Origin of the sequence: Pseudomonas sp. RL (genome assembly GCF_000647775.1) — a bacterium.
Lineage (GTDB): Bacteria > Pseudomonadota > Gammaproteobacteria > Pseudomonadales > Pseudomonadaceae > Serpens > Serpens flexibilis.
In genome coordinates this window covers 40,371-54,576 of record NZ_JBOY01000094.1, presented here as the reverse complement: position 1 = coordinate 54,576, position 14,206 = coordinate 40,371, and the positions used below count along the sequence as shown (strand labels likewise).

18 protein-coding genes are annotated in these 14,206 nt (G+C 67.1%); 16 read left to right on the top strand and 2 right to left on the bottom strand.

Going from position 1 to position 14,206, the window contains the following annotated elements; all coding sequences use genetic code 11:
* The 7 genes from AS93_RS0114430 to AS93_RS0114400 form a co-directional block, all read left to right on the top strand.
* On the top strand, positions 1-651 hold a 651-nt coding region (locus AS93_RS0114430), incomplete at its 5' end, for a chemotaxis protein CheB (RefSeq protein WP_027591269.1).
* Positions 651-1,391, top strand: coding sequence for a flagellar motor protein (locus AS93_RS0114425; protein WP_027591268.1), 741 nt, complete (start codon positions 651-653; stop codon positions 1,389-1,391). The genes AS93_RS0114430 and AS93_RS0114425, both read left to right, overlap by 1 nt.
* Before the next feature lie 9 nt (positions 1,392-1,400).
* On the top strand, positions 1,401-2,279 hold the full coding sequence (gene motD / locus AS93_RS0114420; RefSeq protein WP_027591267.1) for a flagellar motor protein MotD: 879 nt from the start codon (positions 1,401-1,403) through the stop codon (positions 2,277-2,279).
* A gap of 24 nt (positions 2,280-2,303) precedes the next feature.
* A complete protein-coding gene (locus tag AS93_RS0114415; protein ID WP_027591266.1) occupies positions 2,304-3,089 on the top strand; it encodes a ParA family protein in 786 nt (261 codons plus the stop codon).
* A gap of 69 nt (positions 3,090-3,158) precedes the next feature.
* Entirely contained in the window at positions 3,159-4,277 is a 1,119-nt protein-coding gene (locus tag AS93_RS0114410; RefSeq protein WP_081798313.1) for a chemotaxis protein CheW, read from the top strand.
* A 74-nt stretch (positions 4,278-4,351) separates the two neighbouring features.
* The gene (locus AS93_RS0114405) at positions 4,352-4,831 is read left to right on the top strand and encodes a chemotaxis protein CheW (RefSeq protein ID WP_027591264.1); all 480 of its coding nucleotides are present in this window, start codon (positions 4,352-4,354) and stop codon (positions 4,829-4,831) included.
* Between the two features lie 2 nt (positions 4,832-4,833).
* A complete protein-coding gene (locus tag AS93_RS0114400; protein ID WP_027591263.1) occupies positions 4,834-5,271 on the top strand; it encodes a DUF2802 domain-containing protein in 438 nt (145 codons plus the stop codon).
* A gap of 12 nt (positions 5,272-5,283) precedes the next feature.
* Here the strand turns inward: AS93_RS0114400 and AS93_RS19450 are convergent, their stop codons facing one another.
* Positions 5,284-5,580: an EscU/YscU/HrcU family type III secretion system export apparatus switch protein gene (locus AS93_RS19450; protein ID WP_037009418.1), complete on the bottom strand. Its 297-nt coding sequence runs from the start codon at positions 5,578-5,580 to the stop codon at positions 5,284-5,286.
* Positions 5,577-7,070, bottom strand: a complete 1,494-nt coding sequence (locus tag AS93_RS0114390) for a flagellar hook-length control protein FliK (RefSeq protein WP_027591262.1) — start codon at positions 7,068-7,070, stop codon at positions 5,577-5,579. The genes AS93_RS19450 and AS93_RS0114390 overlap by 4 nt, the downstream gene beginning before the upstream one ends.
* A gap of 168 nt (positions 7,071-7,238) precedes the next feature.
* On the opposite strand from AS93_RS0114390, the gene ccmA reads away from it, so the two are divergent.
* From ccmA to ccmI, 9 genes are all read left to right on the top strand, one after another.
* Positions 7,239-7,901: a cytochrome c biogenesis heme-transporting ATPase CcmA gene (gene ccmA / locus AS93_RS0114385; protein WP_234702668.1), complete on the top strand. Its 663-nt coding sequence runs from the start codon at positions 7,239-7,241 to the stop codon at positions 7,899-7,901.
* Positions 7,898-8,569 carry a heme exporter protein CcmB gene (ccmB, locus tag AS93_RS0114380; RefSeq protein ID WP_027591260.1) on the top strand — a complete coding sequence of 224 codons (672 nt, stop codon included), beginning with the start codon at positions 7,898-7,900 and terminating at the stop codon, positions 8,567-8,569. Before ccmA ends, ccmB begins: the two co-directional genes overlap by 4 nt.
* 85 nt (positions 8,570-8,654) lie before the next feature.
* A complete protein-coding gene (locus AS93_RS0114375) occupies positions 8,655-9,410 on the top strand; it encodes a heme ABC transporter permease (RefSeq protein ID WP_027591259.1) in 756 nt (251 codons plus the stop codon).
* Positions 9,407-9,583, top strand: a complete 177-nt coding sequence (gene ccmD / locus AS93_RS0114370; RefSeq protein ID WP_027591258.1) for a heme exporter protein CcmD — start codon at positions 9,407-9,409, stop codon at positions 9,581-9,583. The genes AS93_RS0114375 and ccmD overlap by 4 nt, the downstream gene beginning before the upstream one ends.
* Positions 9,580-10,029 (top strand): cytochrome c maturation protein CcmE, encoded by a 450-nt coding sequence (ccmE, locus tag AS93_RS0114365; RefSeq protein ID WP_027591257.1) that lies wholly within the window; start codon positions 9,580-9,582, stop codon positions 10,027-10,029. Before ccmD ends, ccmE begins: the two co-directional genes overlap by 4 nt.
* Positions 10,026-12,002, top strand: coding sequence for a heme lyase CcmF/NrfE family subunit (locus tag AS93_RS0114360; protein WP_027591256.1), 1,977 nt, complete (start codon positions 10,026-10,028; stop codon positions 12,000-12,002). Before ccmE ends, AS93_RS0114360 begins: the two co-directional genes overlap by 4 nt.
* The gene (locus AS93_RS0114355; RefSeq protein WP_027591255.1) at positions 11,999-12,529 is read left to right on the top strand and encodes a DsbE family thiol:disulfide interchange protein; all 531 of its coding nucleotides are present in this window, start codon (positions 11,999-12,001) and stop codon (positions 12,527-12,529) included. Before AS93_RS0114360 ends, AS93_RS0114355 begins: the two co-directional genes overlap by 4 nt.
* Positions 12,526-12,999 (top strand): cytochrome c-type biogenesis protein, encoded by a 474-nt coding sequence (locus AS93_RS0114350; protein WP_027591254.1) that lies wholly within the window; start codon positions 12,526-12,528, stop codon positions 12,997-12,999. Before AS93_RS0114355 ends, AS93_RS0114350 begins: the two co-directional genes overlap by 4 nt.
* A complete protein-coding gene (gene ccmI, locus AS93_RS0114345) occupies positions 12,996-14,189 on the top strand; it encodes a c-type cytochrome biogenesis protein CcmI (protein WP_027591253.1) in 1,194 nt (397 codons plus the stop codon). Before AS93_RS0114350 ends, ccmI begins: the two co-directional genes overlap by 4 nt.
* The last annotated feature ends 17 nt before the right edge of the window (positions 14,190-14,206 follow it).

Here is a 14,206-nt window from a genome sequence, read left to right as displayed (position 1 = left end):
CCCGCGCGTCGACCGCTGCGCGGCGCAGCGCCCGCCGAGGCGGAGCCGACGCCGAGCGTGAGCGAGCGCTGGCCGGCCCCCAAGCGCAAGGCCTACAAGCTGGTAGCGATCGGCACCTCGACCGGCGGTCCGGTGGCGTTGCAGCGCGTGCTCACCCAGCTGCCGGCCAGCTTCCCGGCGCCGCTGGTGCTGATCCAGCACATGCCGGCAGCCTTCACCGGCGCCTTTGCCGAGCGCCTGGACAAGCTGTGCAAGATCCGCGTCAAGGAAGCCGAGGACGGCGACCTGCTGCGCCCGGGCCTGGCCCTGCTGGCGCCCGGCGGCAAACAGATGATGGTGGACGGCCGCGGCGTGGTGAAGATCCTGCCCGGCGATGACCGCCTGAACTACAAGCCCTGCGTGGACGTTACCTTCGGCTCGGCCGCCAAGGCCTACGGCGACAAGGTGCTGGCCGTGGTGCTGACCGGCATGGGTGCCGACGGCCGCGAAGGCGCGCGCATGCTCAAGCAGGCCGGCAGCCAGGTGTGGGCCCAGGATGAGGCGAGCAGCGTCATCTACGGCATGCCCATGGCGGTGGCCAAGGCCAACCTGGCCGACGGCATCTACGACCTGGACGAGATCGGGCGTCACCTGAGCGAGGCTTGCCAGTAATGGATGTCTTGAGCCTGATCGGCATTCTGCTGGCGTTTATCGCCATCCTGGGCGGCAACTTCCTGGAGGGCGGCAGCCTTGCGGTGCTGCTCAACGCGCCGGCCGCGTTGATCGTCATCGGTGGCACGCTGGCCGCCTGCCTGCTGCAGACGCCGCTGCAGACGCTCAAGCGGGCGGTGGCGGTGGCGCATTGGGTGTTCTTCCCGCCGGCGATCCGCATGGAGGAGGGCATCGAGAAGGTCACCCGCTGGAGCCTGGTGGCGCGCAAGGAAGGCCTGCTCGGCCTGGAGCCGATGGCCGAGCGCGAGCCCGACCCCTATGCCCGCAAGGCCATGCAGCTGCTGGCCGATGGCGTGGAGAGCGAGAACATCCGCACCATCCTGGAAGTGGAGATGTACAGCCACGAGGAGCGCGACTTGCAGGCCGCCAAGGTGTACGAAGCGATGGGTGGCTATTCGCCGACCATCGGCATCATCGGCGCGGTGCTCGGCCTGATCCAGGTGATGGGCAACCTGACCGATCCCTCCCAGCTGGGTACCGGTATCGCCGTGGCCTTCGTCGCCACCATCTACGGTGTGGCCTTCGCCAACCTGCTGCTGCTGCCGCTGGCCAACAAGCTCAAGGCAGTGATCCGGGTGCAGACCCGTTATCGCGAGATGCTCATCGAAGGCGTGCTGTCCATCTCCGAAGGCGAAAACCCGCGCTCCATCGAACACAAGCTCAAAGGCTTCCTGGTGTAGGGCCCAGCCATGCGTCTACGCCGTAGCCGACAGCAGGACACCGAGCCCAGCCATGACCGCTGGCTGGTGTCCTTTGCGGACTTCATGACCCTGATGTTCGCCTTCTTCGTGGTGATGTATGCCACCTCGTCGATCAACGAGGGCAAGTACAAGGTCCTGGCCGACACCCTGGTGGGCATCTTCAACCAGAACGAGAAGGCGATCAAACCGATCCCGGTTGGCCAGGAGCGCCCGCGCACCCGCGACTACGACCTCAGCATGGAAGATGACGGCGGGCCCATGCCCATGGAGGACGGCGACCCGCTGGCGCAGATCACCCGCAACATCGAGCAGGCCTTCGCCGGCTTGATCGCTGAAGGACAGCTGATCGTGCGCGGCACCGAGTCCTGGGTGGAGATCGAACTCAAGTCCAGCCTGCTGTTCCCCAGCGGCGACGCCATCCCCAACGACCACGCGTTCGACATCATCGAGAAGATCGCCAGGATTCTGGCGCCCTTCGACAATCCGGTGCAGGTCGAGGGATTCACCGACAACCTGCCGATCAGCACGCCGCTCTATCCCACCAACTGGGAATTGTCCGCCGCCCGTGCCGCCAGCATCGTGCGCATGCTGAACATGGACGGCGTGGCGCCCGGACGCCTGGCCGCCGTCGGTTACGGCGAGTATCACCCGGTGGCCGACAACGCCACGCCCGACGGGCGTGCCAAGAACCGTCGCGTGGTGCTGGTGGTGTCGCGCTTCCTGGAAACCCGGCGCAGCGGGAGCACCCGTGTGGAAAATCGCCAGGCGGTCACTGGCACGCAATCTGCACTGGCGCCGCACACTGACGCCCGGATCGAAGGTGCTGTCAAAACGCCGGCATTGATGGCCGGTAGTGGTCCGCGCTGAGTCGCGGACGAGAAGGAGCAGTTGATGAAAATCTGGGCAGTAGCCAATCAGAAGGGCGGGGTCGGCAAGACCACCACGAGCGTGGCCCTGGCCGGCCTGCTGGCCGACGTCGGCAAGCGGGTACTGGTCGTTGACCTCGACCCCCATGGCTCGATGACCAGCTATTTCGGCTACAACCCCGACAACCTCGAACGCACCGGCTTCGAGCTGTTCCAGCATGGCGGCCAGGTGCCCGATGGGCTCGCCGCACAGCTTCTGCAGAAGACCAGTCATCCGCGCATCGCCCTGCTGCCGGCCAGCACCGCGCTGGCCACCCTGGAGCGCCAGACGCCCGGGAAGAGCGGCCTGGGGCTGGTGATTTCCAAGACGCTGGCGCAACTGTGGAACGATTTCGACCACGTGCTGATCGACAGCCCGCCGCTGCTCGGGGTGTTGATGGTCAACGCCCTGGCGGCCTGCCAGCAGTTGGTGGTGCCGGTGCAGACCGAGTTTCTCGCCGTGCAGGGCCTGGAGCGCATGGTTCACACCCTGACCATGATCAACCGCTCGCGCCGCCAGGCGCTGCCCTACCTGATCGTGCCGACCCTGTTCGATCGCCGCTCGCAGGCCTCGCTGTCGACGCTCAAATTGCTGCGCGACCGCCACAAGGAGCACATCTGGCCGGCTTATATCCCCACCGACGGGAGGCTGCGCGATGCCAGTCGCGCCGGTCTGGTGCCGTCGCAGTTCGATCCCGGCTGTCGCGGCGTGATCGCCTATCGGGCCTTGCTGAAATCCCTGCTGGCACGCCAGCCGGGACAGCCGGCGTGACGCCCGGCTATCAAGCTGTCGCCCCTGTCGGCCGATAGCAATCAGAGGAAAGACTTACGGATGCAGGATATGAGCACCCAGGACGCCCCTCGGATCGGACCGCAGCAGGCCCTGCAGTCCTATCTGGACGAGCTGTTGCAAGAGGCGACTGATGACCGGCCGGTACGTGCCGAGGATTTCTTGCGCCCGCAGGCGGTGCCTGCCAGCGCCAGGCCGGTGGCCGAGCCGCAGGTACTGGAACCGCGACCGCTGGTATTGCCGACCATCAAACTGACCGACATCAAACTGGTCGAGGCCCCCGTGGCGGTGATCAATGCGCCGGTGCCTGCCGCACCAGTCGCCGTGAGCACGCCGAGCGAGCCGGAGCCGCTGGCGCCGGTCGCGGTGCCTGTGGTCGAAGCCCCCGCCAAGGTCGAGGCACCGGTGGTTGCGGCCCCGCAGGTCGAAGCGCCTGTCGCGCTGCCGGCGGCCGAGGTGCCGGTGGTTGCGTCGCCAGTGGCCGAAAGCCCGGTCGTTGCGCAGCCTGTGGTTGAGGCGCCTGTCGCGCCGCCAGTGGTCGAGGTCCCGGTGGTTGCGGCACCCATGGTGTCCGCGCCTGTTGCTGAGGTCGCTGCGCCGGTGGCTCCGCCGCGTGTGCAGCCAGCCGAGGCGAAGGTCCAGGCACCGCTCGCCGAGCCTGTCGTTGCAGCCGCGGTGCCCCCGCTGCCACCGAAGGTGGTGGCTGGCCGTCCCGAGTGGGGTGAGCAGCGTTTCGAGTGCCTGCTGTTCGACGTGGCCGGGCTGACCCTGGCGGTGCCGCTGGTCTGCCTGGGCACCATCCATTCGCTGGAAGGCCAGACGCTGACCCCGCTGTTCGGGCAGCCGGACTGGTTCCTGGGCATGCTCAAGACCCACAGCGGCAACATCAAGGTGATCGATACCGCACGCTGGGTGATGCCAGAACGCTATCGCGACGAGTTTCGCGATAACCTGTCGTTCGTCATCACCATCCAGGGCTTCGACTGGGGACTGGCGGTGCACAAGGTGGACCGTTCCATCCACCTGCACCCGGACCAGGTCAAGTGGCGCAGCCTGCGCACCCAGCGCCCGTGGCTGGCGGGTACGGTGATCGAACACATGTGCGCGCTGCTCGACGTGGCGTCGCTGGCCGACCTGATTGAAAGCGGTGCGCTCAAGCGCGCGCGCTGAAAGGCGCCCGCCAAGGCGGGCAGAACGGATACGCGCCGCGGGCCGGGCCCGGGCGTTCGACGACGAGGTGGACAATGAAGAATTCGACAGCGCAAAGCTCCGACGATCCGATGCTGCAGTGGGTGACCTTCCGCCTGGACAACGAAACCTATGGCATCAATGTGATGCAGGTCCAGGAAGTGCTGCGCTACAGCGAAATCGCACCGGTGCCCGGTGCGCCGAGCTATGTGCTGGGCATCATCAACCTGCGCGGCAACGTGGTGACGGTGATCGACACCCGCCAGCGTTTCGGCCTGGACTCGGCGGAGATCACCGACAACACCCGCATCGTCATCATCGAGGCGGACAAGCAGGTGGTCGGTATCCTGGTCGACAGCGTGGCTGAAGTGGTTTATTTGCGGCAGTCCGAGATCGAGACCGCGCCGAACGTCGGCAATGACGAGTCGGCGAAGTTCATCCAGGGCGTATGCAACAAGAACGGCGAGCTGTTGATTCTTGTCGAGCTGGACAAGATGATGACCGAGGAAGAATGGTCGGAACTTGAGAACTACTGAAGATGGGACACGGAATCGCCCTGATCGTACTGGCAGGGGTCTGCCTGGCGCTGATCATGACCTGCGTCTGGCTGGCCACTCGCCTGCAGCGCCTGAACAAGAGCATGGAATATCAGTTCAGGCAGCATGCCGAGCGTCACCTCAAGCGTGACCAGAGCATGCAGGAGCTGACCCGTCGGGTGGATACCTACATCGGCGTGTGCGTGAAGATGGGCGATGAACTGCAGGCGCTGCAGCAGCTTGCCGCGCCGCTTCCCGAGCGGCTCAGCAAGCTGGAGCAGAGTGACCCGGCGATGATTTCCTACATCCAGGCCTCGCGGCTGGTGACCCTGGGCGCGAGTGTCGAGGATCTCACCCAGTCCTGCGGCCTGACCAAGGGCGAAGCGGAACTGGTCAGCAAGCTGCACAAGGCCCGCGGCGCCACGCCACCGGCCAACTGAGCGCCACGCCGCTCAGTCCGCCATTGGCAGCGAGTCGTCCTGCCGGGTGAATCCCTCGGGCGCCTTGCCTTTCAGGTACCAGGCGAAGGCGATGATTGCCGCCACGCTGCGGTACAGCGCCTCGGGGATCTCATCGCCGACCTCCAGTCCGGCCAGCAGGCGCAGCAGGTCGGCATTCTCGTAGATAGGCACTTCGTATTCGCGGGCCAGCTCGATGATCGCCTGGGCGATCTCGTCGTCGCCCTTGGCCACCAGGGTCGGGGCGTTCTGGCCGTCGTAGCGCAGGGCAATGGCGCGGGGCTCGTTCATGCGGTCACGTGTATCCAGTGGGTTTCCAGGGGCGTGCTCGGCGGCGCGGGGGGCGTGCCGCGATGGCAGTCGAGTTCGCCGATTTCCAGTCCGGCCTCGCTGAGCGTGCGACGCAGTTCACCCAGCTCCCGATCAATCAGCGCCGCGGTGGCGGGGCGCTCGGCCCACAGCTGGCCGCTGAACTGGTTGCGACATAGCTGGGCCTGCACCTGCAGGGGGCCTAGTGGTTCCAGATCGAAGGCCAGATCGATCTTCCATTGCCGTTGACGCTCAGAACCCTTGCGTTTGCGCGGTTCGCCGTCCTCGCTGCGGATGCGCAGTTGGATCGGGGTGGGCAGTTCGCGTACCGGTATCTCCATCTGCAGCACGGTGGCCGGCTGGCCTTCCGTGCTGCTGGCCTGGCCCTGCGCCAGGCTTGCCAGCTGGTGGCTCTGCACCCGGGCCACGGCGCCGGCGGCGAGCTTCAGCAGCGTCTGCAGGCTGGGGTTCTCCAGACCCTCCAGGCGCTGCGTGGGCAGCGGAAAGCTCAGCCCCGGCTGGCGCTCGGGCCGCTGGCCGAGTGCGCCTAGCACCTGGCGGGCCAGGGTTGGCAAGGTGGCCATCAGCAGGGTGCCGGCGGGGGATTGCAGGGTCGTGGCCGGATTGAAGCTCGACAGCTGGCCGAGCAGGCGCAGCAGGTTGGCCTTCAGGTCGCTGTCCAGTGCGCCGCCCTGGCCACTGAGTACGCGGTGCTCCAGTCCGACGCCGGCGTTGCGCAGAATGGCCGCCAGTTGGCGGGAGTCGCTGAGCTGCGCCGCGCTGGGCTGACTGTTCAACAGGCGTTCGATGCTCTGCTGCAGGCCCGATGGCAGGGGCTGGCCCTGCAGCGAGCGCAGCGCGGTGAACAGTGTGGACAATGGCGACTGGCGGGCGAACTGGCTGGCCAGTTGCTGCAGCAGGTCCAGTTGCTGGACGCGCGCGTCCGGGCTGATGGCTTGCAGGCTGCGATCGTCCAGCACGCGGGCATTGATCAGGCTGCCGACGGGCAGGGGCCTGGCGCTCTCCAGCAGCAGCTGACGGCCGTCCGGCAGCTGCGCGACGATCTGCTGCAGATTGCCGCTGGGCGTGCTGGACAGCACGCGGGCCTGCAACAGGCTGCCGGCGGGCAGGTCGAGGCGGGTCAGCGGGCGGGCCGCGTCGGGCTGAGTAATCAGCAGGCGGTTGTCCGGCAGCGCGGTGAGTTGCAGGCGCGTGCCGGCCGGCAGCTCGGGCTGTCGAGTGGCCAGGGCGTCCAGCGTCACGCTGCGCCCGTCGGCGAGGGTCAGGCGCAGGCTGATCTGCTGTCCCTGGGCAGCCTCGGCTCGGCCCAGCACCTGGGCCTGGGCCTGCTGGCCGGGAGCGAGCAGTCCCTCCAGGGTGGTGAGCGCCTTCAGTGTGTGGGGCGCCAGGCCGCCGGCGGCGCTGGTGGAGCCGGGCAGGGAAGGCGGAAGGGTAAAATTGATCTCGCTCATCAAAAAGGAATTGCCTTTACAACCTGTCGTAATTACCCGTCTTGATAGCCAAGTCACGCATGTATAATGCCGAGCCATTCGCCGGGGCGCCCGTTACTAGATAGCGGCTGCCGTTGGTCCGACTTAAGACGGATCGTCGATTTTCAGCGGCGGCCCGTCTGGCCCTGATTGCATACTGAAGTGGATACGCATGTCGTGAGCCGTCCATTCCTCGAAGCCGTTGCGTTGACCTGCGAGCGTGACTGGCGGCTGCTGTTCGAAGCGTTGGACCTGCGCCTGATGCCCGGTGACATGCTGCAGATCGTCGGCCCCAACGGCAGTGGCAAGACCAGCCTGCTGCGGTTGCTGTGCGGCCTGATGCAGCCGACCGCCGGCGAAGTGCGCCTGCAGGGCGAGCCGCTGGCGGCGCAGCGTGGCGAGCTGGCCCGCAACCTGCTGTGGATCGGCCACGCCGCCGGCATCAAGGGCCTGCTGACCCCCGAGGAGAACCTGGCCTGGCTGTGTGCGCTGCACCAGCCGGCCGAGCGCCAGGCGATCTGGCAGGCCCTGGCTGCCGTCGGCCTGCGCGGTTTCGAGGACGTGCCCAGTCACCGGCTGTCCGCCGGCCAGCAGCGCCGTGTGGCGCTGGCGCGCCTGTACCTGGATGCGCCGCCGCTGTGGATCCTGGATGAACCCTTCACCGCCCTGGACAAGCAGGGCGTGGCCCAGCTGGAAGCGCATCTGGCCGGGCATTGCGAGCGGGGCGGCATGGTAGTGCTGACCACCCACCACACACTGGAAAACAAGCCTTCCGGCTACCGCGAACTGGACCTTGGGCAGCGTGCCGCATGAGTAGTGTCTTTGCCCTGTTGCTGGCCCGCGAGAGCCGACTGCTGTTCCGCCGTCCGGCCGAGCTGGCCAACCCGCTGGTGTTCTTCGCCATCGTCATCGCCCTGTTCCCGCTGGCGGTGGGGCCGGAAAGCCAGCTGCTGCAGACCCTGTCGCCCGGCCTGGTCTGGGTCGCCGCACTGCTGGCGGTGCTGCTGTCGCTGGACGGCTTGTTCCGCAGCGATTTCGAGGACGGCTCGCTGGAGCAGTGGGTCGTTTCGCCGCAGCCGCTGGCGCTGCTGGTGCTGGCCAAGGTGCTGGCGCACTGGTTATTTACCGGCCTGGCGCTGGTGCTGCTGTCGCCGCTGCTGGCGCTGATGCTCGGCCTGCCGCCGCGCTGCCTGCCGGTGCTGCTGCTCTCGCTGCTGCTCGGCACGCCGGTGCTGAGCCTGCTGGGCGCGGTCGGCGCGGCGCTGACCGTGGGTCTCAAGCGCGGCGGCCTGCTGCTGGCGCTGCTGATTCTGCCGCTGTACATCCCGGTGCTGATTCTCGGCAGCGGGGCGCTGCAGGCGGACCTGCAAGGATTGCCCACGGCCGGCCACCTGCTGTGGCTGGCCACGCTGACCGCTCTGGCGGTGACGCTGACCCCCTTCGCCATCGCGGCGGGGCTGAAGATCAGCGTCGGCGAATAAGACATCAACGCGTCGGGTCCGCCCGGCGCCGGACGGTAAACGCACGGGGGCGGCGATCCGGCCCCGCGACACGAAGAGAGCTGCAATGAACTGGACATGGTTTCACAAGCTGGGTTCGCCCAAGTGGTTCTACGAAATCAGTGGTCGCTGGCTGCCCTGGCTGGGCGGCGCGGCGATTGTCCTGTTGCTGCTCGGCAGCGTCTGGGGACTGGCCTTCGCGCCGCAGGACTACCAGCAGGGCAACAGCTTCCGGATCATCTACCTGCATGTGCCCACGGCGATCCTCGCCCAGTCGATCTACGTGATGCTGGCAGTGGCCGGCGTGGTCGGCCTGGTGTGGAAGATGAAGCTGGCCGACGTGGCCCTGCAGCAGGCCGCGCCCATCGGCGCCTGGATGACCTTCCTGGCGCTGCTCACCGGCGCGGTGTGGGGCAAGCCCACCTGGGGTGCCTGGTGGGTGTGGGACGCGCGGCTGACCGCCATGCTGATCCTGCTGTTCCTTTACTTCGGCATCATTGCCCTGGGCAACGCCATCAGTAACCGTGACAGCGCCGCCAAGGCCTGCGCGGTGCTGGCCATCGTCGGCGTGGTGAACATCCCGATCATCAAGTACTCGGTGGAGTGGTGGAACACCCTGCACCAGCCCGCCACGTTCAAGCTCACCGAAAAGCCGGCCATGCCGGTGGAAATGTGGGCGCCGCTGCTGGTGATGGTCATCGGCTTCTACTGCTTCCTGGCCGCCGTGCTGCTGATGCGCATGCGCCTGGAAATTCTCAAGCGCGAGGCGCGCGCCAGCTGGGTGAAGACCGAGCTGCGTGCCCAGGTGGAGGGTCGTCCGTGAGCTTTGCCTCCTTCTCCGAATTCCTCGCCATGGGCAACCATGGCGTGTATGTCTGGACCAGTTACGGCATCGGCCTGCTGGTCGTGCTGATCAATGTCGCTCTGCCGCTGCTCGGACGCCGGCGTTACCTGCAAGATGAGGCGCGCCGTCTGCGCCGGGAGGAAATGAAGTGAATCCGGTCCGCAAGAAACGTCTGTACATCATCCTCGCCCTGCTCGTCGGGGTGGGTGCGACCGTCGGCCTGGCCCTCTCGGCCCTGCAGCAGAACATCAACCTGTTCTACACCCCGACCCAGATCGCCAATGGCGAGGTGCCGGACGGCGTGCGCATCCGCGCCGGCGGCATGGTCAAGGAAGGCTCGCTCCAGCGCACCGGGGATTCCCTTGATGTGGAGTTCGTGGTGCATGACGGCGCCTCCGAAGTGCGCATGCGCTACCGGGGCATCCTGCCGGACCTGTTCCGCGAAGGGCAGGGCATCGTCGCGCTGGGTCGCCTGAACGAAGAGAACGTGCTGGTGGCCGACGAAGTGCTGGCCAAGCACGATGAGAACTACATGCCGCCGGAAGTCGCCCAGGCGATGGACAAGGCGATCCAGGCGAAGGCGGAGAGCGCGCAATGATTCCCGAGATCGGCCATCTGGCCCTCATCCTGGCCCTGTGCCTGGCGCTGGTGCAGTCGACCCTGCCGCTGATCGGCGCCTGGCGCGGCGACCGTCTGTGGATGGGCATCGCCCGTCCGGCGGCCTGGGGCCAGTTCGCCTTCCTGCTGCTGTCGTTCGCCTGCCTGACCTACGCGTTCATGGTCGACGACTTCTCCGTAGCCTATGTGGCGCACAACTCCAACAGCGCACTGCCCTGGTACTACAAGTTCAGCGCCGTGTGGGGCGCCCACGAGGGCTCGCTGCTGCTGTGGGCGATGATCCTCGGTGGCTGGACCTTCGCCGTGGCGGTGCTGTCGCGGCAGTTGCCGGAGGAGATGCTCGCCCGCGTGCTGGCGGTGATGGGCATCATCAGCATCGGCTTCCTGCTGTTCCTGATCGTCACTTCCAACCCGTTCGAGCGCCTGCTGCCGCAGGTGCCCACCGACGGCCGTGACCTCAACCCGCTGCTGCAGGACTTCGGTCTGATCGTGCACCCGCCGATGCTGTACATGGGCTATGTAGGTTTCTCGGTGGCCTTCGCCTTTGCGGTCGCCGCGCTGCTCGGCGGCCGTCTTGACGCTGCCTGGGCGCGCTGGTCCCGCCCCTGGACGCTGGTGGCCTGGGCCAGCCTGGGCATCGGCATCGTGCTCGGTTCCTGGTGGGCCTACTACGAACTGGGCTGGGGCGGCTGGTGGTTCTGGGACCCGGTGGAAAACGCGTCCTTCATGCCCTGGCTGGTGGGCACCGCGCTGATCCACTCGCTGGCGGTCACCGAAAAGCGCGGCGTGTTCAAGAGCTGGACCGTGCTGCTGGCCATCGCCGCCTTCTCGCTGAGCCTGCTGGGTACCTTCCTGGTGCGTTCCGGCGTGCTGACCTCGGTGCACGCCTTCGCCGCCGACCCCGAGCGCGGCACCTTCATCCTGGCCTTCCTGCTCATCGTGGTTGGCGCTTCGCTGACCCTGTTCGCCCTGCGCGCGCCGGTGGTGAAGAGCAAGGTAGGCTTCGCCCTCTGGTCGCGGGAAACCCTGCTGCTGGCCAACAACCTGATCCTGGTGGTGGCCTGCGCAATGATCCTGCTCGGCACCCTGTATCCGCTGCTGCTGGACGCCATCTCCGGCGCCAAGCTGTCGGTCGGCCCGCCGTACTTCAATGCCCTGTTCCTGCCGTTGATGGCCATCCTGATGGGCGCGGTGGGTGTCGGTGTGCTGGTGCGCTGGAAGGACACCCCTGGCAAGTGGCTGGCCGGCATGCTGATGCCGGTGCTGATCGCCAGCGCGGTGCTCGGCGGCCTGGCCTCCGTGCTGCTGGGCGACTTCCACTGGGCGGTGCTGGCGGTGTGCATCCTGTCTGCCTGGGTGGTGCTCACCGGCGTGCGCGACCTGCTCGACAAGACCCGCCACACCGGCCTGCTCAAGGGCATCCCGCGCATGACCCGCAGCTACTGGGGCATGCAGCTCGGTCACCTGGGCATCGCCGTATGCGCCATCGGCATCGTGCTGTCCACCCAGCACAACGCCGAGCGCGACTTGCGCATGGCGCCGGGCGACATGCAGGAGCTGGGCGGCTATCAGTTCGTGTTCGAAGGCGCGCAGCACCATGAGGGTCCGAACTACACCTCCGACCGCGCCACCGTGCGTGTGCTGGAGGAAGGTCGCGAGATTGCCGTGCTGCATCCGGAGAAGCGCCTGTACACCGTGCAGATGATGCCGATGACCGAGGCCGGCATCGATCCGGGCCTGTTCCGCGATCTGTACGTGGCGCTGGGCGAGCCGCTGGAAGATGGCGCCTGGGCCGTGCGCCTGCACGTCAAGCCCTATGTGCGCTGGATCTGGCTGGGTGGCCTGCTGATGGCCTTCGGCGGCCTGCTGTCGACCCTCGACCGTCGCTACCGCATCAAGGTCAAGACCCGCGTCCGCGAGGCGCTGGGCATCTCTGGAGCACAACCGGCATGAAACGCGCATTGCTGCTGATTCCCCTGGCGATCTTCCTGGTGGTTGCCGGTTTCCTCTACAAGGGGCTGTTCCTCGACCCGCGCGACATTGGCACGACCATGATCGGCAAGCCGCTGCCCGCGTTCAGCCTGCCGTCCGTGGAAGACCCGGCGCGCACCCTGACCACCGCGGACTTCAATCCGGGCGAGCCGGCGCTGGTCAACGTGTGGGCCACCTGGTGCCCGACCTGCCGCGCCGAGCACGCGATGCTCAACCGCCTGGCCGGGCAGGGCGTGGCCATCTACGGCATCAACTACAAGGAAACCGGCGACGCGCGCCGCTGGCTCAGCGAGCTGGGCAATCCCTACCGGCTGAATGTCGCCGACCCGCAGGGCAGCCTGGGCTTCAACCTGGGCGTGTACGGCGCGCCGGAAACCTTCCTGATCGACAAGAACGGCATCATCCGCCACAAGTACGTGGGCGCCATCGACGAGCGTGTTTGGCGTCAACAACTGGCACCGCTCTACCAGGAGTTGCTCGAGCAATGAAACGCCTGCTAGCCGCCGTTTTCTGTAGCCTGGTCCTGGGCGGTTTCGCCCAGGCCGCCATCGACACCTACGAGTTCTCCAGCGAGACCGAGCGCCAGCGCTTCCGCCAACTGACCAGCGAACTGCGCTGCCCCAAGTGCCAGAACCAGAACATCGCCGACTCCGACGCGCCCATTGCCATGGACCTGCGCCGCGAGATCTTCCGCATGCTGGAAGATGGCCAGGCCGATGAGCAGATCGTCGAGCACCTGGTCGACCGTTACGGCGACTTCGTGCGCTACAACCCGCCGGTCGAGCTGCGCACCCTGCTGCTCTGGTATGGCCCGTGGGTGCTGCTGGGCGGTGGTCTGCTGGCCCTGGTGGTCATCGTGGTCCGCCGTCGCCGGGTCGAGAACGCCCCGCAGAATGCCCTGCTATCCGCCGAGGAGCAGGAGCGCCTTTCCCAATTGCTGGATAAGAAAGACCCATGATCGATCTCTGGCTTGTCGCCGGCCTGCTGTTGCTGGCCGCCCTGGCGTTCATCCTGGTTCCGGTGCTGCGCGGTCAGCGCGCCCAGGCCGAGGAAGACCGCACCGCCCTTAACGTGGCGCTCTACGAAGAGCGCGTGCGTGAACTGGAAACCCAGCACGCCGCTGGCACTCTGACGGATGAACAGCTGGCCGCCGGCAAGGCCGAGGCTGGTCGCGAGTTGTTGGTGGATACCGAGGGCGATGCGCAGCGCCGCGGCAACCTGGGCCGCGCCGTGCCGATCGCCGCCGCCGTGCTGGTGCCGGTGCTGGGCCTGGCGCTGTACCTGCACTGGGGCGCCAGCGACAAGCTGGAACTGGCCCGCCAGTTCGACCACCAGCCCGCCTCCATGGAGGAAATGGTCGCGCGTCTGGAGCAGGCCGTTAAGGCGCAACCCGATGGCGTGGAAGGCTGGTATTTCCTGGCTCGTGGCTACATGGCCATGGAGCGCCCGGCCGAGGCCGCCAACGCCTTCGAGCGCACCGTGGCGCTGGCCGGTCGCGATCCCTCGCTGCTCGGCCAGTGGGCGCAGGCGCTGTACTTTGCCAACGGCCAGCAGTGGAGCGAACAGATCCAGGGGCTGACCGACGAGGCGCTGCAGAGCGATCCGGGCGAAGTCACCAGCCGCGGCCTGCTGGGCATCGTTGCCTTCGAGGCCGGCCGTTACCGGGATGCCATCGAGCATTGGGAATTCCTGATGAATGGCCTGGATCCCCAGGATCCGAACCGCATGGCCATTGCCCAGGGCATTCAGCGCGCCCGCGAGATGCTCGGTGAAGCAGCCCCGGCCGCTTCGGCCGACGTGGCACCCGTGGAGATGCGCGTGCGTGTGGAGCTGGCGCCGAATGTCGCAGGCCAGGTGCAGCCCGAGGACAGCGTGTTCATCTTCGCCCGCCCGGCCGCTGGTGAGGCGATGCCCCTGGCGGTCAAGCGCCTCAAGGTCGCCGACCTGCCGGCGGAAGTGATCCTCAGCGACGCCGACGCCATGATGGAGCAGCTACGCTTGTCCAACTTCCCGCAGGTGGAGCTGGTAGCGCGCGTGTCGCGCAGCGGCAACGCCACCGCCGGCGAGTGGATCGGGCGCAGCGGTGCTGTCAGCAGCACGGAAGACCGGCTGCAGAGCTTGCGCATCGATCAGCCCGAGAAGCGCTGACGGCCGAACTGACCACC

What these genes read in the sequence shown, in the direction of transcription:
- AS93_RS0114425 (WP_027591268.1), top strand. Translation starts at nt 651, where the DNA reads ATGGATGTCTTGAGCCTGATCGGCATTCTGCTGGCGTTTATCGCCATC.
- motD (WP_027591267.1), top strand. Translation starts at nt 1,401, where the DNA reads ATGCGTCTACGCCGTAGCCGACAGCAGGACACCGAGCCCAGCCATGAC.
- AS93_RS0114415 (WP_027591266.1), top strand. Translation starts at nt 2,304, where the DNA reads ATGAAAATCTGGGCAGTAGCCAATCAGAAGGGCGGGGTCGGCAAGACC.
- AS93_RS0114410 (WP_081798313.1), top strand. Translation starts at nt 3,159, where the DNA reads ATGAGCACCCAGGACGCCCCTCGGATCGGACCGCAGCAGGCCCTGCAG.
- AS93_RS0114405 (WP_027591264.1), top strand. Translation starts at nt 4,352, where the DNA reads ATGAAGAATTCGACAGCGCAAAGCTCCGACGATCCGATGCTGCAGTGG.
- AS93_RS0114400 (WP_027591263.1), top strand. Translation starts at nt 4,834, where the DNA reads ATGGGACACGGAATCGCCCTGATCGTACTGGCAGGGGTCTGCCTGGCG.
- AS93_RS19450 (WP_037009418.1), bottom strand. Translation starts at nt 5,580, where the DNA reads ATGAACGAGCCCCGCGCCATTGCCCTGCGCTACGACGGCCAGAACGCC.
- AS93_RS0114390 (WP_027591262.1), bottom strand. Translation starts at nt 7,070, where the DNA reads ATGAGCGAGATCAATTTTACCCTTCCGCCTTCCCTGCCCGGCTCCACC.
- ccmB (WP_027591260.1), top strand. Translation starts at nt 7,898, where the DNA reads ATGAGTAGTGTCTTTGCCCTGTTGCTGGCCCGCGAGAGCCGACTGCTG.
- AS93_RS0114375 (WP_027591259.1), top strand. Translation starts at nt 8,655, where the DNA reads ATGAACTGGACATGGTTTCACAAGCTGGGTTCGCCCAAGTGGTTCTAC.
- AS93_RS0114360 (WP_027591256.1), top strand. Translation starts at nt 10,026, where the DNA reads ATGATTCCCGAGATCGGCCATCTGGCCCTCATCCTGGCCCTGTGCCTG.
- AS93_RS0114355 (WP_027591255.1), top strand. Translation starts at nt 11,999, where the DNA reads ATGAAACGCGCATTGCTGCTGATTCCCCTGGCGATCTTCCTGGTGGTT.
- AS93_RS0114350 (WP_027591254.1), top strand. Translation starts at nt 12,526, where the DNA reads ATGAAACGCCTGCTAGCCGCCGTTTTCTGTAGCCTGGTCCTGGGCGGT.
- ccmI (WP_027591253.1), top strand. Translation starts at nt 12,996, where the DNA reads ATGATCGATCTCTGGCTTGTCGCCGGCCTGCTGTTGCTGGCCGCCCTG.